Source organism: Paenibacillus sp. D2_2 (genome assembly GCF_031199965.1).
In the GTDB taxonomy this organism is placed as follows: Bacteria; Bacillota; Bacilli; order Paenibacillales; family Paenibacillaceae; genus Fontibacillus.
Genome location: NZ_CP133605.1, coordinates 3,225,878 through 3,248,224, shown reverse-complemented (window position 1 = coordinate 3,248,224; position 22,347 = coordinate 3,225,878). Strand labels below are relative to the sequence as shown.

Here is a 22,347-nt window from a genome sequence, read left to right as displayed (position 1 = left end):
CCGCGGTTGGCTAAAGCTTATCGTCTCTTTTCTCATCTGACAATGAGAAAAAAGACGATAAGCTTTTTATTTTATATAAAAAGCTGGGGGAAAGATCTTGGAAAAAGACAACCAAAGTTTACAACGAAACATGACTTCACGTCATATCACGATGATGGCGTTAGGGGGAGCCATTGGCGCTGGCCTATTTAAAGCAAGTAGCTCGGCTATTGATATGGCAGGACCCTCAGTTATCATTGCTTATTTAATTGGTGGAATTATTTTATTATTTATTATGCAAGGACTTGCAGAGATGGCAGTCCGAAATAGTAAGGCACGAACATTTCGTGATTTAGTTCAAACAATATTAGGAAAGTTCCCAGCTTATTTTCTAGACTGGATATATTGGAAAATGTGGGTATTAAATATTGCTGCTGAAGCAGTTGTATCCGCCATTTTTATTCAGTACTGGCTCCCTGAGTATCCAATTTGGATGCTGGCTTTAGGCGTTTCTATTATTGTCACGGTTATTAATTTGCTTTCAGTTAAAGCATTTGCTGAAACAGAATACTGGCTGGCTTTAATTAAAATAACAGTTATTGTTATCTTTATCCTAGCTGGACTTCTATTATTATTCGTGTCATTTGGTCATCATACAGCGACAGGTTTCTCAAATTTAAATAGTCAAGGCGGTTTCTTTCCAAATGGTGTAAAAGGCTTGGTTACATCTATGTTAGTCGTTATCTACTCTTACGGAGGAACTGAAATTATCGGGGTAACTCTAGCTGAAACAAAAGATCCCGAAAAAGTGGTACCAAGAGCAGTCCGTAGTACATTAACACGTATCATTGTCTTTTATATACTCCCTTTCTTCATCATTGTGTGTTTGATTCCTTGGAATAAAGTGAACGGGGTTTCTGAAAGCCCCTTTGTTATGGTATTTAAGATGATTGGAATTCCCGGAGCAGATCATCTTATGAATGCAGTTATCTTGTTAGCAGTTATTTCCTCAATGAATTCAGGACTTTACGGTTCATCCCGAATTTTGTACACGCAAGCAGTAGACGGCAGGGTACCAAAGGTATTTTCGAAACTTTCCGTTAAAAGAGTTCCTGTATATGCAATCTTAATGTGTACATCATCACTTTATGTCGGTGTTTTGATTTCATTATTTGCGGGAAGTAAAACATTTAATTATTTAATGGGATCTTTAGGTTATACGGTATTGTTTATTTGGATGATTATTGCAATTGCTCACTTAAAATCAAGAAGAGTTCACCCAGAAGCACCTATTAGCTACTCTGTTAAGTGGTTCCCTTACACAACGTGGATTGCGATTATTGCACTAGGCGCTATTTTACTTGGCGTTATCTGTACAACCCCTATCGCTATTACGATCGTCACACTAGGCATCTATTTGTTTATTACTGCTACTTATATTTTAAAAGGCCGTTTTTATTAAGCTTTAGCATTCAGGTATGCTAAATAAAACAGAACCCTATGGAATTCCATAGGGTTCTGTTCGTTGACAAAATCAACATCAGCCAATTATGGTTTTATTTTTATGTTTCTTAGATCATCGTCCAAATGTCTCATCCCCCAGTAAAAGGAAGAGGCGGGAATTGGCTTACTTCTTTAAAACAAGTGGCATGAACACCTCGTCCACAATCTCAGTAATCGTCTGCTCAGACATTGGCTTGTTATAAAGTATTAACTCATTACGAGCCAAATCTGATGGTAAAGTTAGCATGCGGGGCGTAACGGCTTCGGCTGATACTTCTCCTCGGTCAACGGCTCGCTGCAGCACAATCGTCATTGTCCTATTTTGACGGCCTTGGGGAAATAGCACGTCTGCAAGCGGTATGGCCCCAATTTCTGTTACGAGCCCAAAGAAAGCCTTCATAGTCACTCCGGTATTGTTCTGATTTATCGAGCGAAGCACATCGCAAACATCGTCTCTCAAATTCCCGCAATCGGGTATCTCTTCCAGCGGAAGGGGCACGCGTTCCTGGATCGCCGCCAATACAATTTCAGCGCGGTTGGCCCAACGCCGGTACAGCACAGCTTTACTTGTCCCCGACCTTTTCGCCACTCCATCCATTGTAAGATTAGAATATCCTTGTTCTTGCAGTTCTTCCCTTACTGCTTGCAATATAGCGGCTTCCAGTTCTTTTCCTCTACGTCTCTTTTTCAATTCATCTTGGTACTGAGTATTGGACATGTTGTTTTCCTCCTTAAAGAAACTTTGTTGCGTTCTGTATAGGTATAGTATACAATAAATCCATTAAGAAACTGTGAGTTTCTTATCTGAAGCATCGAGGAGTGATTAACATGCAAAAACAAAGCACCGCGGCGCTTGAACAAACTGAACAGCAGGCGGCCACAAAGAAAATGATGTGGATTTTAATGGTCGGCATTCTAGCCCCGTTATTTGACACGACGATAACCAATGTGGCCATTGAAACGCTGGTTCGGGAATTTAATACCTCGGTATCGACCATTCAATGGGTTATGACCAGTTATCTGCTTGCGCTTGGCATGGTCATTCCCATTACCGGCTGGGCGGTCGAGCGATTCGGAGGCAAGCGGATGTGGCTATTTTCGCTTGCGGTGTTCCTGCTCGGTTCTGTGCTATGCAGCTTAGCGTGGAACGTGGAAAGCCTGATTTTTTTTCGTACCATTCAGGGGATCGGCGGTGGTTTGCTGATGCCGATTATGCAGACCATCGGAGTTCGCGCCTCTGGAGGGCAAAGTATGGGAAAAATGATGGGCATGGCCGCTCTGCCGGCACTGCTTGGGCCAATTTTGGGGCCTGTGCTGGGAGGACTCATCATCAATCATTTGAACTGGAGATGGATTTTCTTTGTGAATATTCCACTCTGTATTCTTGCCATCATAATGGCGTGGAAGGGACTACCCGACCAAGAGCGCGGAACTAGTACGTTGCGGCTGGATCTGCTAGGATTGATGCTGCTTTCTCCGGCCATCGTGCTCATTATTTACGGTCTGGGAGAAGTGAGCTCCAACCACGGTTTCGGCCATGCCGCGGTTCTCGTTCCCGTTATAGCAGGCATCGTGCTTTTGGCTGTGTTTGTTGTTTATGCGTTTCGCAAAGGAAACGAAGCGCTGCTGGATGTTAAGCTGTTCCGGGTGCGCTCCTTTACCGTGTCCGCTATACTGCTCTTTTTATCAGGCTTGACCACCTACGGGGCGATGCTGCTGCTACCGCTATACTTCCAGCAAGTCCGCGGCGAATCCGTGCTTGTATCCGGTCTGCTGCTCGTTCCGCAGGGGATCGGGATGCTGCTGACAAGATCGCTTGCCGGCAAATTAACCGATCAGATCGGTTCGCGACCGTCGTTCTTGTTGGAACCATGCTTACCATACTTGGAACATGGCCATTTACACAGCTTAGCGCGGATACGAGTTATTACTATTTGAGCGCAGCATTGATTGTACGGGGGCAGGATTAGGAGCTGTATTTCTGCCGGTCATGGCTTCCGCCTATATCGGTCTGTCTCCGAAGCAGATCCCACATGCCAGCAGCACCACTCGCATTATGCAGCAAATCGGTGGCGCGTTTGGTGCATCGGTGATTGCTATTATTCTACAGAACGAGTTAAATTCGGTAATGTCACATAACCCAGCCGTTGTAGCTGTTGCGTTCGATCATACGTTTTTCTGGTCGATGGCCTTATCTGCATTGGCGCTAATACCGGCGGTACTGCTGCCGAGAATAAAAAGATCATCGTTTTGATGGGTGTCGGCCGACAGAAGTTCGCTAGAGAATTTAATCTGGCATAGTATCTACCCGTTGTGAATCATATTTTGTTAGTTTTGTAGATAATGATAATGTGAGATTATTTTCCAAGGGAGTGTATATTAAATGATTCACGAAATTTTGAAACATACCCCGATATGGGCTTATCTAATGTTTGCATTTTTACTCTACCGGGGCATTTCAACTTCTCAAGAAAGAGAAGTGAATATTCCAAACTCGCTGTTGGTTCCAGGTATTTTTATTCTGTGGGGGATATACAATATTTCTACGAAATTCTCATTTCGTTTTTATGCTTTCCTTGTCTATATTTTGTTTCTTGGACTAGGCACATTTATAGGATACTTCCTTTATCGGAGAAATCACCGTTTCTTCATCAAAAACGGTATGATGATTCGCGCCAAAAACTACCTTCCGCTAATCATCATACTGATCAATTTTTTTATCAAATTCGCTCTGAGTGTTTATATGTACAAGAATAGCGACGCTGTTCACAGTTTGTGGTTTAATGTGTTATATACGTCAATTAGCGGCACTACTGTAGGTCTGTTCTTCGGAGGAATATTTAATACCATGCGGCAGAAGACCAAATTATTAGGAAAATAACTTATACGCTGCATTTATTAATTCACATGCTGATTCCTACAATTTGAATGAAAAGAGCCATGCATTAATTTGAGCCGATTGAATCACTTCGGTCTATCACAGGAATGAATGGGAGGATGATCATTATGGAAAATTACGTTTTAAATAATGGGGTTTTGATGCCTAAGGTTGGTTTGGGCGTATATCAAATGAAAAATGAGAATGAGGATGCAATCGTTTGGGCATTGAGAAATGGTTACCGACACTTAGATACTGCTGCCTTCTATCACAATGAGGAACTTGTTGCCCGTGCGATTCAGAAGTCGGGGGTAGATCGTAAGGATATATTTATTACAACCAAGCTATGGAATTCAGATCATGGCAAAAAAACAAAGCAAGCGTTTGAAACCAGCTTAAAGAAGCTGCAAACGGATTATATCGATCTTTATTTGATTCATTGGCCATCCCCTAAGTATATAGAGAGCTGGGAAGTGCTGGAGCAATTGTATAAAGAGGGTAAGATTAGAGCGATTGGTGTATCTAACTTTGAACGTAATCATCTGGAGGATGTCTTGAAGCATGGAACTATTGTTCCTGCGGTCGATCAGATTCATACGAACGTTTTTTTGCAGCAGGAAGAACTGCATCAGTATTTAGTGAAGAATCAGATCCAACATGTGGCTTGGAGCCCCTTTGGACATGGAAATCAGCAATTATTTAATCATTCTGTACTGAAGGAAATTGCGGAGAAGTACGGTAAAACCACGGCGCAAGTCATGCTAAGGTGGAATCTGGAGCGGGGTATTGCTGTCATTCCAAAATCAATTCGTCCTGAACGCTTAAAGGCAAACCAGGACATACTTGATTTCCGTTTATCACAAGAGGAAATGAGAAGAATTTCATCCCTGGATACAAATAAAAGGGGATTTGCTCATCCAAACAACAAGCTGTTGTTATGGGTAACCCAATTTATACGATAATTTTTAAAAAGCCTAACCGATAAAAGGTTGGGACTGATCCCCGTTTGTGAGACAGGGACACCTTACAAGTTTAGACAACCAGTTGTCGATATTCTATCGGTGACTGGTTATTTAGTTTCGTTTGAATCCACCTTGATTGTACACTCCTAACCATGCACAAGCCTGTGTAATACTGAATTCACCCCGAAAGGTTTTAAATAAATTAGCGGAAAAAATAAGAGATGATGAAATGCGATAAATGAATTACTATGTGAATGTAGAAGGAAAATATCCTTCTGATCGACCTAATGTACGGTTCAGTCTCATACTTGCATCCTAATGTAGGGTCAATTTCGTGCAGAGCTCCCATACTTGTTGAGCGACATCAGGATCATCTGCATAGGCGGGATAATAGGTTGAACTGAATATTTGCTTGGCTTGTGTGAGAGGATCTGGCTTTCTCTGGCCTGGCTGAATGATCTCACCCTGCTTATTAAATAGTTGTCCGGATAGATTCGCATATTTCTCCGCTGTACATATTTGATAGTAGCAGTCTGCTACCGCGTCCGGTAAGGGATTAATTAAGTTCTGAAGTACTGCAAGAACCCGCCAGCCTGGCGATAAGTTGTCTATGGTCCGTTTGGATATTTTCGTGGCGGGAATTTGCAGCGCATTCACTGTGATCCCATAGGGTTTGAGCTCCATAGCCAGTCTCTTCGTCATGATAAACAATGCCATCTTAGAGTCACCATACATTTTATAGGTGTTATATGGGCGGTTATCTTTCAATTCACCTTGAAGATTGTCGAACTCTATTTTTCGCTTTGGATCGAAGAAGTGTTTAATGTTCGTGCTGCAAGCGTGAAGAATACGAGCGTCAGATGATCTCTGTAGGGTGTCCATTAATAGCTTTGTCATTAGGAAGGGGCCAAACAAGTTTGTGGCAAAGGAAAGCTCAATGTGATCGGGGCTAAGTTGATAGTTCTTTTCACCATGCTTGAGATATGCGGCATTGTGAATTAATACATCGAGTTGCTTGTATGTTTGCTGGAAGACTGTGCAAAAATGGCGGATCGATTGATAGGATGCGAGATCGAGCTCTAACAAGCTTACTTTATCATTGCCGCTCTTCTCGATAATTTCCTGTTGTACGCTCTGGCTTGCACTTAGATTCCTGCAGGCCATTACTACATGAAATCCTTCAGTTGCAAACTTGATAGCGGCAGCTCTTCCAATCCCAGAGTTGGCTCCGCTAATAATGACGATTCGATCTCCCATTGTTCTTCCCTCACTTTTACGATCTACACAGTTTCGTAGTCTTATATATATGTAGTAACAATAATGAATAGTATAGGAGCCAAGAGATGAGTGACTATTATTGGGACGATAAAATTGATTGTTTATTCTTTGTTAGAGGAAGGGCTAGGACAAATGCCTAGCGATCGAAACGGATTTGTAGAGCGTTTGAAAGCCATCGGGCTAACAGAGGCATAAGCCATAAGTCAGTATGATGCTGAATTATTATTTTCCGAGAGATTCGGGCAAATAACTGGCTAGCCTATGCTCCCAACATGAAGATCACTTATGGAACAGTTAGTAGTGTGATATAGGAAAGAGGTGCATGATGGATTCGTTGATACGATACTACAACCAGTTCGATGAATGGGGAAGGCTTGACCGTGAGCCATTGGAATACTTGATTAATCTTCATCATATTCGAAGATATCTTCCCCATTCTGGTCGTATTTTAGATAATGGAGCAGGTCCAGGAAAGTACTCAATGTATTTGGCGGAGCAGGGTTATCAGGTTACATTGACCGATTTGACGCCTCGGCTGGTGGAATTGGCACAGCAAAAAGCGACAGAGCTTAATCTGGACGAGCAGTTCGATGGTTTTCACATGATGGATGCAAGAAATTTAAATAGACTCTCGGATGGACAATTTGACGCGGTACTGATGCTAGGCATGAATTTCATGGACTCGGGGATTTTTAACCATGACGAAGAAGGTAGATTTACCGACGCCTATTATTTCGATATTTCAGAGATTACCCCTTTCATGGAATCACATGGTTTCCAGACGAACAAACTTATCGGTTCAAGCAGTGTCGCCGGGGGGTTGACGGAGGAGCAATGGGATTACTGGAAGAGGCAAGGGGAAGATGCTTTCGGTCAAATGATGGAACTGATCATGAATGAATCAGAGAACCCTTACATTCTCGGAACCTCATCTCATTTATTGTATATTGGCCAAAAAATCTAGTGAGCAGGAGAAGTAAAGAATAACTATAATTAATCTCCATCTTGTCATCTTATATCAATAAAGGCTAAGGTCAGAAGCGGAGGCGATAAGGGCATGAAAGTATCAATCAGCTTAACCGATCGGAATACCAAATTTGTGATTAATAATCTCTATCCATTATATTTACATGATTTGTCCGAGATTTGGGGATGGAGACCGAATCAATATGGCGTCTTTGAGACGGATAAGACGTTGACACTTCAGGATCAGAATAAAGTATTTGATATTTGGTGGGAGAAGCCATCGATTCTATTTCCCTATCTCGTAACTGTGGAAGATATTCCAGCGGGATTTGCGCTTGTGGCGACTCCGCCTTATACACCGCATGGGACTGAATTCTATCTGAATGAATTCTTTATTCTACGTTCCTTCCGTGGTCAGGGGGTTGCTGAAGCGGCAGCTATACAGGTCTTTAATCTTCATGCAGGTACTTGGGAGTTGCAGACGAATCCAACCGATAGCAACAAGAGAGCGCAGGCCTTCTGGAGAAAGACGGTAGGGAACTATACGTCGGACTCGTATCGAGAGGAGATTATGGAGACGACGGATGACGGGAACAAGCTGGTATTTTCTTTTGATAATAGTAAATAGGCATTTACGGAGAAAAAATCATGAATATAATTCATAATTGGATGGATTTACAATACCTCCTTAAAGGGAATCCAGTTCAGCGTGAAGTCTATCATTTGTTGGATAAGTACAAAATCATGCAATGCCTTGGGCTATTTCATCCAATGCTGGTCGGAACCATTCCCATCGGGATTCATGTTGAAAATAGTGACTTGGATATCATTTGCGAAGTGGATGATCACAATACTTTCGATGCGCTCGAAGCGTTGGCTAGGGCTCACTTGCAGCAGTACCGGGGCTATACTCTAGTTAGGCGGCAAGTAGATGACGTCTGGAGGCTCAAAGAGAATTTCTGGCTGGAGCAGTGGCCTGTGGAGGTTTTTGCTCAGAAGAGGCTTGTCACGGAACAGAACGGGTATCGGCATATGGTCATCGAGGATCGGTTGCTTCGCTTATACGGAGAGAAATTCAGACAACAAGTGATTGCTTTGAAGAGTGAGGGTCTAAAGACGGAGCCGGTATTTGCCAAGCTACTACAACTTGATGGAGACCCTTACAGCGAATTATTGGAGTTAGAGATATGGGATGATGAACAGCTTCGGGCGTTGTGGGAGGGAGAAGGTCGTTCTATTTAACAATCTAATATGTCTAGGAGGTAGCTATGTTTACGACGATATATATGGTGCGGCACGCGGAGTCGCCGTATACGGTGGGAGAAGAGCGAACAAGAGGACTAAGCACGGATGGAGAGCTAAAGTCCAGGATAGTAACAGAGCTGCTCAAGGATGAAGGCATTGATATAATCGTCTCCAGCCCGTATGCGAGGGCGATGCTAACCGTGGAAGAACTGGCCAAACAGCTGAATTTGACGATAATGACATATGAAGACCTCAGAGAGAGGCAGTTCGCCGATGACAGCTATTTGATTGGGAACGAGCAGTTCATGACACAAGTGCAGAATATGTTCTCCGATCCGGAATATGTTCTGCCTGGGGGAGAATCGAGTAGAGTCTGTCAACAACGAGCGGTTCCTGTACTTTTCGATTTGCTTGAACAGCATAGGGGGAAGAAAATCGCCATCGGTACGCATGGCAACGTCATGACGCTGATGATGAATTATTTTGATCCTAGCTATGGCTGGGATTTCTTTATAGAGACGAAGAAGCCGGACATTTATAAGATGGAGTTCGAAGGAACCAAATTGGTTCAGGTTACAAGGCTTTGGAAGGGATAAGGTGATTTCCATTGAATACTCGGTTAATTCTAATTGAAGGACTACCTGGTTCAGGAAAAACAACGGCTGCCAAGATGGTATCAGATATATTATCTGAACATGGGTATAAGACTGATTTATTCCTTGAAGGGAATTTGGATCATCCCGCCGATTACGATGGTGTTTCGTACTTTGAAAAGGGAGAGCTAGACAGGTTATTTGATGCTAACCCTGGTTATGAACAAATTTTACATGAACGATTGAGTGAGGTCGATGAGGGCTACACGATTCCTTATCGTAAGCTTATCAACGAAAAGGGTTCTGCTCTTCCAGATGAGCTGCAGAGTCAATTGTTCAAGAATGATATATATGAACGGCCTTTCGAACAGAACAGGCGTCTTATTACAGGGAAATGGAAAAATTTCAGTCAAACTTATGCCTGCCATTCTGTCTACATATTTGAATGCTGCTTCATCCAAAATCCTCTTACTATGGGAACGATTAAGTATAATGTCGCAAATAAACTACGTATCACAATTGGAGAAGGCTGTAAGGAATCTAGATCCTTTGTTGATATATATGGATCAGCCCGATGTTGCATCTACCTTCTATAAAGCGGTAGAAGAGCGTCCTAAGGAGTGGTCAGAGGGGTTCATAGACTATTATACGAATCAAGGTTTGGGCAAGGAGCTAGGTTGTATAGGGGCAAGCGGTACAGTGCAGGTTCTTGAGGAGAGACGGAAGCTTGAGCTAGAGATCTATGATGTTCTGCAAATGAATAAACGAATGATCGATAATTCTCAATATGATGATGAGAAGTGTATGCGTCAGCTGGTTCAGATTATGGGTGAGTTTTTCGAATAGCTATAAAGGAGTTGATATGATGAGTTTGAATTTACAAGAATGGATTGTTGAAGCAGATATTACGGAGCTGCAGGTGGCCATGGAGGAGGGGCACGTTACTTCCGAGGAGTTAGTAACGGAATACATAGATCGGATTCACCGATATAACCCGCAGATTAATGCGGTACTTGAGATTAATCCGGATGCGATATCCATAGCTAGAGGCTTAGACCGAGAACGGCAGGATAGCGGAAGTCGCGGGATGCTGCACGGAATTCCCATACTTCTAAAAGACAACATCGATACTGGTGATCAAATGCATACTAGTGCCGGTTCAGTTGCTTTAGCCGGGTCTGTGGCATCACAGGATGCGACTGTTGCCGCAAAGCTTCGCTCAGCTGGTGCAATTATTCTGGGCAAAGCGAATATGACGGAGTGGTCAAATTTTATGTCGAGTTATATGCCAGCTGGTTATAGTTCGCGAGGGGGGCTTGTCCTGAATCCTTATGGTCCGGGTGAGTTGTTCGTCAGTGGCTCTAGCAATGGCCCCGCCGCCGCAGTTGCGGCTAATTTCGCGACAGCAGCCATTGGAACGGAGACTGCGGGATCGATCATCGGGCCAGCCTGTCAGCATTTCCTCGTAGGGATTAAGCCGACGGTAGGACTTGCCAGTCGTGCCGGAATTATTCCTATATCCGCCAGTCAGGATACCCCAGGTCCTATTGCGAAGACAGTTAAGGATGCGGCAATTATTCTAGGCGTATTGACGGGAGCCGATGAACGGGATCAAGCAACGATGTCGAGTGAAGGTCTTTCATATACAGATTACACCTTTTTTTGGATGCGGGTTATTTGAGTCAGGCGAGGATCGGTATTCCAAGGCACTACTATATGGGGCTGGACGTAGAGCGGCGGGCGATTATGGAGACAGCGATTGAAACTTTGAAGCAAGAAGGTGCTGTTATTATCGATCCCGTGGATATTGTTGTCGAGCAGCAAAACTGGAATAATGATGTGATCTGTTATGAGTTCAAACGGGATCTGAATCATTACTTGGCCCAACTACCAGATACAGCACAGGTGCATTCCTTGCGTGAGTTGATTGAATACAATGAAGCAAATGCAGAGATCGCTCTGAAATATGGTCAGGACACATTGTTGAGAGCAGAAGCATCTGTGTTGACAGAGCAGGAATACATGGAGAAGAGACAACAGTACAATCATCTCCCGAGCACAGAGGGAATCGACTATGTTCTGGAGCGCTATGAGCTTGATGCTTTGCTGCTGCCTGGGGATGTGGACGGGATGTATATCGCTGCCCGGTTAGGCCATCCGTTGATCACTGTACCGGCAGGCTACTCAGAACAGGGAGTTGTCGATGGGGATGGAGACTCCACCAAAGGACCGTTCGGAATCGTCTTCTCGGGCAAGGCGTTTAGTGAGCCGACCTTAATCAAATTGGCCTATGCATATGAACAGGCGACGATGTACCGTTATCCGCCTCAGTTAAGTGAGAAGTAACCATTATTTCAAAGGTGGAATTCATCACTTGAAGGAGCTTGCTATGTTATGAAAATCCAAGGTATTAATCATCTATGCTTTTCTGTGTCGGATCTGTATAGATCCATTGAGTTTTATGAGAAAGTATTCGAAGCCCAGATTTTAGTTAAGGGAAGAACACTGGCTTATTTCGATTTGAATGGAATTTGGATTGCTCTGAATCAAGAAAATGTTGAACGTAATACGACCGAACGGAGTTATACTCACATCGCTTTTTCAATAGAAGAATCCGATTATGAGCTGCTGTTATCCAGGTTGACCGCTTTGAATGTAACACTGCTCCCAGGACGGGAGAGGGATGAGCGGGATAAACGCTCGATATATTTCCTTGATCCCGATGGTCATATGTTTGAGTTTCATACGGGTAGCCTGAAGGAACGATTGCAATATTACAAGGCAGAGAAGGAGCATATGATATTCTACGATCAGTCTGATGATCAAAATCGGATTAGGGAAAAACTGGTATAAATAGCGAGTAGATGAGCCATGCTAACATCATCAACAGACGACTAGCTTTCGATAAGAAAGGGGTTACTCCGATGAGATGCCTAGCATGGGGCTTGAATGCGTTGCTAGCTGCGCTGCTCCTTAGCGGTTGTGGTTCAGGCACGCAGCAGATCGTGAAGCAAGAACTCGACAGATACAATATGAAGAGCTATCAAGAAGGTAGTGATCGGCAACTGGTGAGAGGAACGACGCTGAACGGCTCGCTTCTCAATTCTCTGCAGGCGGAGTGTGCGAATCGGGGAATCAGACTTACCCATGAGACGTATGCTGAAACCTTGGATGGCGGAATCAGCTACAATTATTTTATTAATGGTGATGCAAGGCATTTTCTGATTCTCAATGTGTATCCGAGTGAACAGGAACGGCTCGTGAAATTTCTGAAATATATGGTCCTGGTACGGCAAAGGATGAAGCTTACCTTATCGAGACGAAAGGCAAGGTAGCGCTGGTCTATGCATCAAGCGGACAGAAGAAAAGCAAGTATAGCGATGAGCTTAAGAACGTATTTCAACAGGTATTACAACAGATCAATGAAGATTCGCTATAACTAAAAAAAATCCCCCTGTCTGGCTCGTTGCCAGCAGGGGGATTCTGTCGTTAGCAGGTTCTTTATTTCTTATGAATCTCATTCAAAATATGCGGTAATTCTGGAATGATGATCTTTTCCATAGCTAGCTTCACAGCAGCCTGGGAGCCTGGCATGGAGAAGACGGCCATACTACTGATCGTACCAGCGACCGCCCGGCTAAGGATAGCGGCAGAGCCAATGTCTTCAATAAAGCTTAAATGGCGGAATAGTTCTCCAAATCCTGGCATCTCTTTGTTAAGCAGGCTGCGTACCGCCTCATAAGTCATATCCTTCGGGGCGATGCCAGTCCCGCCGCTAAGTAGGACGACATCGATAGTACGGTGTGCTGCGGCTTGCCGCAGTAATTGACGGATTCCATCGTAATCGTCTTTGACGATAGTATAATCCACAATATTATATCCATTGGCTGTAAGCAGGTTCTGAATAAATTGTCCGCTGTAGTCATTACTCTTATCCCGGGTATCTGACACCGTAATAATCAGGCAGTTCTTACGTTCCGGTGATTGGCTGCGATGTTCATCGACTGATCTAATCATATCAATTATCCTCTCTAACGTGATGTTATCTTTCTATTTTATCATATTCCTCGATCTTCTCATTAAGTATTAAACCTAGAAAGTTGCGCGTTTCTTAAGCATGGTGTAAACTCGCATTCATGAACAAGAGTCATTATAGGTGTGTTCAAACAGATCGGCTTTCTTAACAGAAGTGGATTTTTTGAACAACCTCTTATAGAGAGCGAGGAAAAAAGATGAATAGAGCAACACCTATTTACATATTGTCAGGATTTCTAGGCAGCGGGAAGACCACTCTGCTACAGCGGTTAATCGCGAAATGGAAGGATGAGGGGCTTAGGCCGGCCGTAATTATGAATGAGATTGGTGAGGTTAATCTGGATGGTCTGATGATTGGTCCGGAGATCCCAATGGCGGAGATGCTTGGCGGCTGTATATGCTGTACGATTCGCGGCGATCTAAGCATGCAGCTCTATGAGCTGATCCAAGGGGAACAGCCGGATGTTGTGATCATAGAAGCAACGGGAGCAGCCAACCCGATGGAGATTTTCGATGCGGTCTCGGAATCGTCTTTATTGCTAAAGCTGGATATCCGCCCGATGATCACGGTGGTGGATGCGGCTCATTTGGCAGCACTGTACGAAGCACAGCAAGGGAAGACCTATCGCCTGATGATTGAACAAATTCGCTGCGGATCGTGGCTGATTTTGAATAAAGCCGATCTTGTCTCTGCGGAGCAGCGCACTGAACTTCAAGCCTTGCTGCAACGGCTTAATCCCTACGCCAAAATCGTTATAGCAGAGAAGTGCGAGGTGGATATGGAGCAAATCTTGAGCAGAGGCGATGCTGCTGTAGGCAAGGATACACTTACCCAGAGTCATCACGATCATGAATCCCATAATCATGGTTCTCATTCGGCCCATCACTCGCATGAGCATGTTACGGTCTATACGCATTATTTTACAGGTCCAGTGAACAGTCTGGATTTTGAGAAGTTCATTAAGGAGCTCCCGAGAGAGGTGTACCGCGGCAAAGGCATTTTGCATTTCTCCGACACTTCAAGTCGATTCATGTTCCAATATGCTTACCGGGAGGCAGACTTCGTGAAGATTAATCCGCAGGGAGATGTGCCGGATGTGGCTGTCTTTATCGGGGAGCATTTTGACAAGACAGCTCTCGCAGAGGGGCTTAAGAATCTGGAGGATCAAGCATCCCAATCCTAATTGTGCAGTAAGTGCAGGTGCAGGACGCGTATGAACGGATTCGAGGACGATTCAGTTCTCCAGTTCAGGAGCTCTGGAATAGCGATTATAGTTGCGATACAATATAAGAATAATAGGAAATATATGGGGATTGTCGCTATGAAAGAGAATTTTGTACCGGGGGATGAAAATTCCAAGGAGTTGTTCACCTACTTTGGGCTAGCGGTATACTATTCACAGGCACTAGAGCAGCAGCTTGCCAATTTAATCATGGTGATGAAGGTGTCGCAGGGAGATCTGCAGAGTGCGGAGCAATTTAATGAGAACTTTCGTAAGAAGCTTAGCAGTTCCCTCGGCCAATTGGTGAACGAAATTCAGCATCATTTTTCTTTTACGGATGAAGAGTCGACGAAACTGAAGGCTATCTGGAAGCAACGCAATTACATTGTCCATGATTACTTCAAGCAGAGGATTCATGAGGCGTTTGACAAGCAGGGCAGAGAGGCGATGATCGTGGAGCTGCGTACATTTTGTGATGAAGCCAGGCTTATGGAAATCAGACTGCAGGAATATACAGAGCAATTATTCAATCAGATCGATTTGGAAAAATAGAAAAACACTTAATATTACCCGCAATTATCCGGATTAAGTTGAAAATTATGTCTTTCTATAAAAAAAGCCCCTTATTAATAGCTAATTAAGAAGGGGCTGGAACTATACGTTAACTTTTTATTTCCCTTTGATAAAAGTCATACAATTGATTAACAGAAGAACTTGACAAGATATAGCTAGCTCGTTCAATTTTCTCGCGTTCCCAATCGAACCAACGCATTTCTTTTAACATTTCGATTTCATTGTCTGTAAAGCGCTTCTTTAATTCTTTAGCAGGGTTACCACCTACTATTGTATATGGTGGGACATCTTTTGCAACAACCGATCCTGCAGCAACGATGGCACCTTCACCTATTGTCACACCGGGCATAATCATTGCATTCATACCAATCCAGGCATCACTTTCAATGATTGTATCCCCTTTAGGTTTGTAAGAAGTTTCAATGTGCTCCACAAATGGATACACGGTAATCCATTCAGGATGATGATTGTGATTTCCACCCATTAAAATAGTTACACCACTTGCTATGCATACGTAATTTCCAATAATCAACTTATCTATATGCCAACCATAGTCTTGGATGGGATTAAATAACGCTCTTGATTTTTCATCTCCCCATAGGTATCTTACGCAGCCATCTTCAAAATCATGATTATCGTAATAACCAGAATAGTAGGAGTATTCCCCTACTGTAATCATTGGGTTGGTGACAATTTCCTTTAGATACTTTATTTCAGACCAGTGGTCAAATCGATGTTGTTTCATTATTTTTCCTCGCTTCTAAGTAGTATGAATCACTTTTTACTTAGAAGCTTAGTGCAATAGCAACATTTTTAAACCGTTTCAAACGACGAACCATCGTCCTCATCCTCTTCCTTTTGTAGTCTTGATTTTAACAGACGAAATATCCGCGGGTCAAACTCACAGTAGAAAGTAATAGAGAAGGAGGGAGAAGTATGATACCTGAAAATATATTAGACTTTGAATTTGGAAAATTAAATTATGCCGTGGCCTTAGAGGTTTTTGAGTATCAACCTGATAGGCATAGCCCCGGGAGATTCTTACGAGGTAATACGTCGTTCTGCCCGAGAGATTATAGTAGAGACGTTCATGCGGCATTCGATGTTGTAAAGGAAATGAAGAAGAAAGGTTGGCTTTTCATTTTAAACAATGAAGGGGAACAGCGGGAAGCAACGTTTTGTAGGGACGGAAAAGAGAGTATTAACGTTGTAGATGTAACTACTGAAAGTGCTATATGTAAAGCTGCTCTGTTAGCTGTATTAGGGGAAAAGTAGAGATGACAAAGTGGTGGGATGGACCGAGAAGGCGCAGGAGATCGAACCCAAAAGGCATAGAGCTAGCAGGATAAATCTGGAATAATAGTGCAACCTTTAGCACCCGTGTACGTCTATTTGAGCAGAGGTGATCTATCGTGAAAAGAAGAAAATTGAATCTCGCTGTTGCGGCGCTTCTATGCGGGTCGCTCCTACTCATACCTGTGGCATCGGCATTTAATGATGTACAGGGGGACGATGCACGGATGGTTGAATCCCTGCAGGACAGAGGAATTATTCAAGGAATATCGCAGGATAAATTCGTTCCGCTGGGTAAGGTGACTGGGGCACAGGGTGTTCATATGATTGTTCAGGCACTTGGATTGAAGGCTAAGTCTGAAGGTCCGGCAATTTCGAGAAATACAGCAAAAAATAGGCATTGGTACGATGAGTCGCTAGCGATCGCTGAAGAGAACGAAATTAAGATGCCGCAAGGCTTCTCGGTAAGTAAGGAGCTTACGCGAGAGCAATTTGCATTCCTGCTACAGCAAGGTATTCATGCGACTGGAGATTATCCACTCGTAGCTATGCTTATTCAGGTCAAGGATGCCGATGAAGTGACGACGAGTTATTTTAACAGTGTTCAGACTTTGCTGCTTATGAAGATCACGGCACTGGATGATGCAGGTAAGTTCCACCCCAAACAGCCTCTTAACCGAATAGAAGCAGCAAAATGGGTTTACAATAGTCGCGAGTATGTAGATAATCATGGGAAAGCGGATGATCCAATGCAGGACGAAGTCACGTATAGTGTGGAAAAAGTGAATGACCAGATCAACAAAGTAATTCTGCAGCGTGAGAGTCAGCCGAACCCAGGATACGGGATTACAGTAACGAAGGTGGAGTTCGGTAAGGATCAGGTAGCGACTATCTATTATGAGCTGCTCTCTCCCAAGCCGGGGCAAATGTACCCACAGGTCATTACGACGACCAAAACGGAAACCTACATTGCAAGTTCTTACAAGGTAAAGCTGGTTCAGGATACATCACCGACGGAGCTTAAACGGTTCAAATAAACAATTGGATAACACAGACGCAAACAACGCAGCCTGATCAGGGCTGCGTTGTTTTGCATTTTTCATTTTTAGGAATCTTATTTATTTATATAAATAAGTTACGAGCATTTTCGCAAGTTCGGTTTTCAGCTGTTCGACATCGGAAGTTTGCGGAGAGAAGACGATGATATCTACGACTCTGTTCAGTGTCTCGAATACGATGACAGAAGCGGCTTCTATATTGTCCACTTTGAGTCCCTGAGAGTTCTTTAGTAGATAATCCAAAGTTTTACGGCGACCGAAATCAAATTGTGTATCCATAAGTGCTTGAACTTCAGGATCTGAATTATACATTACGGCCAATTCCTTGTGGAACTCGGTAAACACCTTGTGAGAGAAAATCAGGCTATCGATAACCTCCCGAATAAAATCAATCTTGTCCATGGACTGGAAGTCCACTCCGTCGAGATAGGTATCGATTCGCTCAACGAGCGTATTATTATAAATAATAAGTGAATCTAAAAATACGGCTCGTTTGTCTTTGTAATAAGAATAGAAGCTGCCGGTGGATACACCTGCCGAAGCAGCGATCTCTTTCGTGTTGGTACCATGATAGCCTTTCTCGGAGAAAAGCTCCATCGCAGCTTGTATAATGGCTTCTTTCGTCTTGATGCTCCGTTCTTGCCGGGTATTCGGACTTTACTCTCGTTCTCTGTCACTTCTACATTGCCCCCTTTGTAACAACGATTTTAGGTGAGAATAGGAAGCTTGTCAATGAAAACGTGAACTTTAGTTCATAATTATATTGACAAATATGAACTAAAGTTCATATAATCAAAAAGTGAACTTTAGTTCATATTATAAAAGGGGTGTGAGAGATGAATGGACGTATGAGAGCTGTGTTGGCATTTGCCGCCATTTTGCTAGGATATTTTATGGCCTTACTGGATACAACGATAGTGAATATTACCCTACCTGAAATGACGCGCTATTTCGGAGGCACGGTTTCGCAGATTTCTTGGGTTATGAACGGTTATAATTTAGCATTTGCCGCACTTATTTTGACGGCGTCAAGACTAGCAGATCAGTTCGGACGCAAAAAAATATTTATTCTGGGATTGGTGTTGTTTACGTTGTCTTCTTTGCTTGCCGGACTTTCCGGCTCACTAGGTATGCTAATTTTGTTCAGAGTGATTCAGGGGCTGGCCGGAGCAATCATTGTGCCGGTAACGATCCCACTCACGACGACGACTTTTCCAAAAGAGAAGCATGGAATGATCATCGGTATATGGGGAGCGATCGCGGGACTTGCTGCTGCTAGCGGGCCATCGCTAGGCGGGATCTTAACGGAAAAACTGAATTGGCAGTGGATTTTCTATGTAAATGTTCCGCTGGGTCTGATAAGCATCTTGTTGACTATCCTATTTATTAAAGAATCGCGTGATGAAACGGCAGGTAAGAGGGTTGATTATAGCGGCATGCTGTCTATTACCGCCGGTATGCTACTAATTACTTACGCTTTTATTAAGGCGAATGATTATGGCTGGAATTCAGTCCAATTCTATTCGTTGATCGGCTCTGGGCTGATATTTGCTGCTTTATTCTTCTATTTGCAGTCGCGGGGAAAGGATCCGATGCTTCCGCTAGCGCTGCTGAAAATCAAGGAGTTTAACGGAACTTCACTGACGATGTTTATACTTGGCGCAGCCTTATCCAACCTAACCTTGCTGACATCCTTTTTCCTGACCCGGGAAATGGGATTGACGGAGTTAAAGGCAGGACTTGTCTTATCCATATTGGCTGCTGGATCCATCGTCAGTTCGGCGGTATCAGGGACGTTATCTAACAAATACGGCAGCCGTTGGTTTGGGGCAGCGGGGGTTGTAGTCATTTTTGGTGCCATTTACGCTATGAGTAATTTGGTTGCTCAGTCCCCATTAAGCGATGTTCTAATTCGATTATTTATCGCCGGAATTGGCGTCGGCTTGACGATGCCGCCGGTTATGTCCGCTGGAATCCGTCATGTACCTGAAGAGAAGGTAGGTATAGCATCTGGTATTATGAATATGACTAAATCGATCGGTAGTGTATTGGGGGTGGCCGTCATCGTTACCTTGCTGCAGCAAAGCATAGGTGGTGAAATGCAAACCACAAAGGTGCGTATTCTGGAGCAAGTGGAGGAGAATCAACGGCTAATGCCTATTGTCAAAGAGGTTCTCGTTACAATAGTGGATGAATTAGGAAACAGCATGCAGATAGGATCAGCAAGCGAGCTTCAAGAAGAGGAGGTGGCTGGTCAGATTGCGAAGGGGCTGGAGACAGCAGTATCCAAGCTTGATCCAGAACAGCAAAAGGCATTTGCCTCGGCCAGGGACGATCAGATGAAGGAAGTGCAGCTATTGCTTACATCAGCTGGGGCCGATATGCAGCAAGCCTCAGTCAATGGCTTTCGTCATTCCTATATTTACGCTAGCCTGATGCTATTACCTGGAATTATTTTTGCCTGGATGAGCGATAAGCGCAGAGCAAAAAAAGATTCGGGCAGGTCTACGGATCGTTCGACGATGGAACTGTGAAATGATACAGAAAATATAATAGGAAGTTCAAGACATTTATATCAAACATGAAGAGCAAGTACCGAGGTGGTAGTACCTTGATACTTGCTCTTTTTAAGTAATATTGTCGCTAGCCTTGTGGTTCAAACCTTAAGCATTACACTAACGCTGAAGCAGATGAGGCAGCGCTAGGAGCGGTCGGTTGCGATGCTTGTGGATCGCTCGATCCGTGTTGCAGGCGGTACATCTGATAGTAGCGTCCGCCCTTGGCCAACAGTTCTTCGTGAGTACCGCGCTCTACGATTTCGCCTCGATGTAGCAGCAGAATCTGGTCAGCGCTGCGGATAGTCGACAGGCGATGCGCGATGATGAATGTCGTGCGCCCGCGCTTCAGCACCTCCAGCGCCTCCTGAATGAGGGCTTCGGTCTCGGTGTCGATGTTAGCCGTAGCTTCATCGAGAATCAGAATCGCCGGATCGAAAGCCAGCGCTCGCGCGAAGGAGATCAACTGCCGTTCGCCCGCGGATAACGTGCTGCCTTTCTCCACAACAGGTTCATTCAGCCCATTTTTGAGATGTGCCAGAATGCGCGTGGCTCCAACATCCTCCAGCGCTTTCTCTATCCGTTCGCGGGAGATATGCTCATCACCGAGACTGACGTTAGAGGCAATCGTACCGGTGAACAGATACGGATCCTGCAGTACGATGCCCATATGCTGTCTGATCCACTGCTTCGGGAGATCCTTAATTGGCTGCCCGTCAATCGTAATCGTACCTTTCTGCGGATCGTAGAAACGGAACAGCAGGTTGATGATTGAGCTCTTGCCGGAACCGGTGTGACCAACCAGGGCAATCGTCTGACCTTGCTTGGCCTCGAAGGATATATTTTTCAAGACATAATCACGTTTATAAGCAAACGATACATCATTAAATTCCACATTTCCCTTATAACGAGGCATTGAACCGTCTGTCACTGCTTCGCCAGGCTCATCCATAAGCTCAAACACTCTTCCGGCGGATACCATGGAGGAATCCAGCGCAGCGAGCTGGTTAACCATCCCCGTGATCGGCTGAAACAACCTGCCCAGAACGTCAACGAAAGCGTAGAGGACACCGAGCGAGATAATACCAGCCCCGCTAAGCTGCTCCGAACCGAAGAACCACAGTACAACGGCGAAGGAGAGGCTGCGGATCACGTTAACCAGGTTATGTGAGGTCAATGCATTAAGATTAAGCATTTTGTTCTGATATTTCATATAGTCATTGTTCAAATTCTCGAACTCTTCCTTCGTTTGCGCTTCGCGGCGGAAGATCCGGATGATCGACATGCCCTGAATTGACTCATTGATGATCGCGTTGATCTCACTCAGACGGGAGCGAATGATCGTATTATATTTGGTTGCGAATTTGCGGTATAGTACAACCCAAGCCCAAATGACAGGGACGACGAACAAGCAGATCAGCCCTAAGCGGAAGTCAAGTAAGAATAAGGCTATATAGACACCAATCATATTAATGACCCCGGAGAAGAAGTTAGATAATACCGCGATGAATAAGTCCTTCACAGCTTCGGTATCATTCGTAACCCGTGATACTACTTTCCCGGCTGGCAAATTATCAAAGAAGTGCACTGGAAGGCGCTGGATATGTGCATACACATCCATGCGCAGCTTCCGGATGACTTTGTTGGCCGAAGACTGCAGCCAATAAGTTTTGCCGAATTCCATGACGATGGAGATCGCAAGGAAGACGAGATACAAGCCGACCAGTTGAATGATCCCGGGTACTTCAGGTTTGTAGAAGGCAAACAGCTCCGAGGACTTTAATTTCTGTCCAGGGTATTGCTGAATTTCTCCATTCTTATCGAAAGTCAGAATTCCATCTTGATAGCTTCGTTTCCCCGATATATCAGCGAGCGATTGCTCGACGAGGATAAAGGAGGTGCCTACTTGAAGCAGACGTACTTCGTTTCCTTTAGCTTCTCCATCTAAGAAACGATCGCCGCGCTTATAGTATCGGCCATCAAATTTGACGGTCTCCGATCCTCCTGGATTGTTCGTCTCGAAGAATGGTCGTTCAATGGCAAGCATATGATCGTCGATCATAGAGCGGGCGATGAACGGGCCAGCCAAATCGGCAGCTACGCCGATGGCTAGCATGATAAGTGCGAGTATAAAAGTATTTTTTGCCGTTAAGGCATATTTAAAAAGTGATTTAGCCACATTGGTGCGCAATTTTCTAGATACCTC

24 protein-coding genes, 1 pseudogene and 1 other annotated feature (1 of these 26 running past the window's edge) are annotated in these 22,347 nt (G+C 44.1%); of the genes and pseudogenes, 19 read left to right on the top strand and 6 right to left on the bottom strand.

Annotation, left to right across the window (positions count from 1 at the left end; translation table 11 throughout):
- Positions 1-31, top strand: a binding site (T-box leader) (it extends 204 nt beyond the left edge of the window).
- 66 nt (positions 32-97) lie between these two features.
- Complete coding sequence (locus tag RE628_RS16550) at positions 98-1,441, top strand: amino acid permease (RefSeq protein ID WP_309154109.1); 1,344 nt, start codon at positions 98-100, stop codon at positions 1,439-1,441.
- Between the two features lie 165 nt (positions 1,442-1,606).
- Here RE628_RS16550 and RE628_RS16545 read toward each other — a convergent pair whose 3' ends face one another.
- The gene (locus RE628_RS16545) at positions 1,607-2,200 is read right to left on the bottom strand and encodes a TetR/AcrR family transcriptional regulator (RefSeq protein WP_309154108.1); all 594 of its coding nucleotides are present in this window, start codon (positions 2,198-2,200) and stop codon (positions 1,607-1,609) included.
- A gap of 110 nt (positions 2,201-2,310) precedes the next feature.
- On the opposite strand from RE628_RS16545, the gene RE628_RS16540 reads away from it, so the two are divergent.
- The 3 genes from RE628_RS16540 (at position 2,311) to RE628_RS16530 (ending at position 5,322) form a co-directional block, all read left to right on the top strand.
- Positions 2,311-3,420: a DHA2 family efflux MFS transporter permease subunit gene (locus tag RE628_RS16540; protein WP_309154107.1), complete on the top strand. Its 1,110-nt coding sequence runs from the start codon at positions 2,311-2,313 to the stop codon at positions 3,418-3,420.
- Between the two features lie 52 nt (positions 3,421-3,472).
- Positions 3,473-3,736: an MFS transporter gene (locus RE628_RS16535; protein ID WP_309154106.1), complete on the top strand. Its 264-nt coding sequence runs from the start codon at positions 3,473-3,475 to the stop codon at positions 3,734-3,736.
- Between the two features lie 752 nt (positions 3,737-4,488).
- Positions 4,489-5,322, top strand: a complete 834-nt coding sequence (locus tag RE628_RS16530) for an aldo/keto reductase (protein ID WP_309154105.1) — start codon at positions 4,489-4,491, stop codon at positions 5,320-5,322.
- Between the two features lie 315 nt (positions 5,323-5,637).
- On the opposite strand, the gene RE628_RS16525 is transcribed toward RE628_RS16530, so the two are convergent.
- Positions 5,638-6,579: an SDR family NAD(P)-dependent oxidoreductase gene (locus tag RE628_RS16525; protein ID WP_309154104.1), complete on the bottom strand. Its 942-nt coding sequence runs from the start codon at positions 6,577-6,579 to the stop codon at positions 5,638-5,640.
- A 90-nt stretch (positions 6,580-6,669) separates the two neighbouring features.
- On the opposite strand from RE628_RS16525, the gene RE628_RS16520 reads away from it, so the two are divergent.
- The 10 genes and pseudogenes from RE628_RS16520 to RE628_RS16475 all read left to right on the top strand — a co-directional run bounded on the left by RE628_RS16520 (position 6,670) and on the right by RE628_RS16475 (position 12,739).
- Positions 6,670-6,795: a hypothetical protein gene (locus RE628_RS16520; RefSeq protein WP_309154103.1), complete on the top strand. Its 126-nt coding sequence runs from the start codon at positions 6,670-6,672 to the stop codon at positions 6,793-6,795.
- 130 nt (positions 6,796-6,925) lie between these two features.
- Positions 6,926-7,564, top strand: a complete 639-nt coding sequence (locus tag RE628_RS16515; RefSeq protein WP_309159486.1) for a class I SAM-dependent methyltransferase — start codon at positions 6,926-6,928, stop codon at positions 7,562-7,564.
- 93 nt (positions 7,565-7,657) lie between these two features.
- On the top strand, positions 7,658-8,194 hold the full coding sequence (locus RE628_RS16510) for a GNAT family N-acetyltransferase (protein ID WP_309154102.1): 537 nt from the start codon (positions 7,658-7,660) through the stop codon (positions 8,192-8,194).
- Between the two features lie 20 nt (positions 8,195-8,214).
- Entirely contained in the window at positions 8,215-8,808 is a 594-nt protein-coding gene (locus RE628_RS16505) for a DUF4269 domain-containing protein (RefSeq protein WP_309154101.1), read from the top strand.
- Positions 8,809-8,834: 26 nt separating this feature from the next.
- The gene (locus RE628_RS16500) at positions 8,835-9,407 is read left to right on the top strand and encodes a histidine phosphatase family protein (protein WP_309154100.1); all 573 of its coding nucleotides are present in this window, start codon (positions 8,835-8,837) and stop codon (positions 9,405-9,407) included.
- An 11-nt stretch (positions 9,408-9,418) separates the two neighbouring features.
- Positions 9,419-10,250, top strand: a pseudogene (locus RE628_RS16495) (hypothetical protein).
- A gap of 16 nt (positions 10,251-10,266) precedes the next feature.
- Entirely contained in the window at positions 10,267-11,085 is an 819-nt protein-coding gene (locus RE628_RS16490; RefSeq protein WP_309154099.1) for an amidase family protein, read from the top strand.
- Positions 11,082-11,750: an amidase gene (locus tag RE628_RS16485; RefSeq protein WP_309154098.1), complete on the top strand. Its 669-nt coding sequence runs from the start codon at positions 11,082-11,084 to the stop codon at positions 11,748-11,750. The genes RE628_RS16490 and RE628_RS16485 overlap by 4 nt, the downstream gene beginning before the upstream one ends.
- Before the next feature lie 48 nt (positions 11,751-11,798).
- Positions 11,799-12,257: a metallothiol transferase FosB gene (fosB, locus tag RE628_RS16480; RefSeq protein WP_309154097.1), complete on the top strand. Its 459-nt coding sequence runs from the start codon at positions 11,799-11,801 to the stop codon at positions 12,255-12,257.
- 11 nt (positions 12,258-12,268) lie between these two features.
- On the top strand, positions 12,269-12,739 hold the full coding sequence (locus RE628_RS16475; RefSeq protein ID WP_309154096.1) for a hypothetical protein: 471 nt from the start codon (positions 12,269-12,271) through the stop codon (positions 12,737-12,739).
- Positions 12,740-12,905: 166 nt separating this feature from the next.
- Here RE628_RS16475 and RE628_RS16470 read toward each other — a convergent pair whose 3' ends face one another.
- Complete coding sequence (locus RE628_RS16470; RefSeq protein ID WP_309154095.1) at positions 12,906-13,421, bottom strand: MogA/MoaB family molybdenum cofactor biosynthesis protein; 516 nt, start codon at positions 13,419-13,421, stop codon at positions 12,906-12,908.
- Positions 13,422-13,636: 215 nt separating this feature from the next.
- Between RE628_RS16470 and RE628_RS16465 the strand changes: the two genes are divergently transcribed.
- Both RE628_RS16465 and RE628_RS16460 read left to right on the top strand, forming a co-directional pair.
- A complete protein-coding gene (locus RE628_RS16465; RefSeq protein ID WP_309154094.1) occupies positions 13,637-14,623 on the top strand; it encodes a CobW family GTP-binding protein in 987 nt (328 codons plus the stop codon).
- Between the two features lie 138 nt (positions 14,624-14,761).
- Complete coding sequence (locus tag RE628_RS16460) at positions 14,762-15,214, top strand: hypothetical protein (protein WP_309154093.1); 453 nt, start codon at positions 14,762-14,764, stop codon at positions 15,212-15,214.
- A gap of 109 nt (positions 15,215-15,323) precedes the next feature.
- On the opposite strand, the gene RE628_RS16455 is transcribed toward RE628_RS16460, so the two are convergent.
- Positions 15,324-15,980, bottom strand: a complete 657-nt coding sequence (locus tag RE628_RS16455; protein ID WP_309154092.1) for a CatB-related O-acetyltransferase — start codon at positions 15,978-15,980, stop codon at positions 15,324-15,326.
- Between the two features lie 191 nt (positions 15,981-16,171).
- On the opposite strand from RE628_RS16455, the gene RE628_RS16450 reads away from it, so the two are divergent.
- Together RE628_RS16450 and RE628_RS16445 are read left to right on the top strand one after the other, a co-directional pair.
- A complete protein-coding gene (locus tag RE628_RS16450; RefSeq protein ID WP_309154091.1) occupies positions 16,172-16,510 on the top strand; it encodes a BC1872 family protein in 339 nt (112 codons plus the stop codon).
- 137 nt (positions 16,511-16,647) lie between these two features.
- Positions 16,648-17,565, top strand: coding sequence for an S-layer homology domain-containing protein (locus RE628_RS16445; RefSeq protein ID WP_309154090.1), 918 nt, complete (start codon positions 16,648-16,650; stop codon positions 17,563-17,565).
- Between the two features lie 81 nt (positions 17,566-17,646).
- Here the strand turns inward: RE628_RS16445 and RE628_RS16440 are convergent, their stop codons facing one another.
- Positions 17,647-18,216 carry a TetR/AcrR family transcriptional regulator gene (locus RE628_RS16440; protein WP_309159485.1) on the bottom strand — a complete coding sequence of 190 codons (570 nt, stop codon included), beginning with the start codon at positions 18,214-18,216 and terminating at the stop codon, positions 17,647-17,649.
- Between the two features lie 206 nt (positions 18,217-18,422).
- Here RE628_RS16440 and RE628_RS16435 point away from each other — a divergent pair, with 206 nt between their 5' ends.
- Entirely contained in the window at positions 18,423-20,120 is a 1,698-nt protein-coding gene (locus RE628_RS16435) for an MFS transporter (RefSeq protein ID WP_309154089.1), read from the top strand.
- A 136-nt stretch (positions 20,121-20,256) separates the two neighbouring features.
- Here RE628_RS16435 and RE628_RS16430 read toward each other — a convergent pair whose 3' ends face one another.
- Complete coding sequence (locus tag RE628_RS16430; protein WP_309154088.1) at positions 20,257-22,332, bottom strand: ABC transporter ATP-binding protein; 2,076 nt, start codon at positions 22,330-22,332, stop codon at positions 20,257-20,259.
- Positions 22,333-22,347 lie beyond the last annotated feature (15 nt).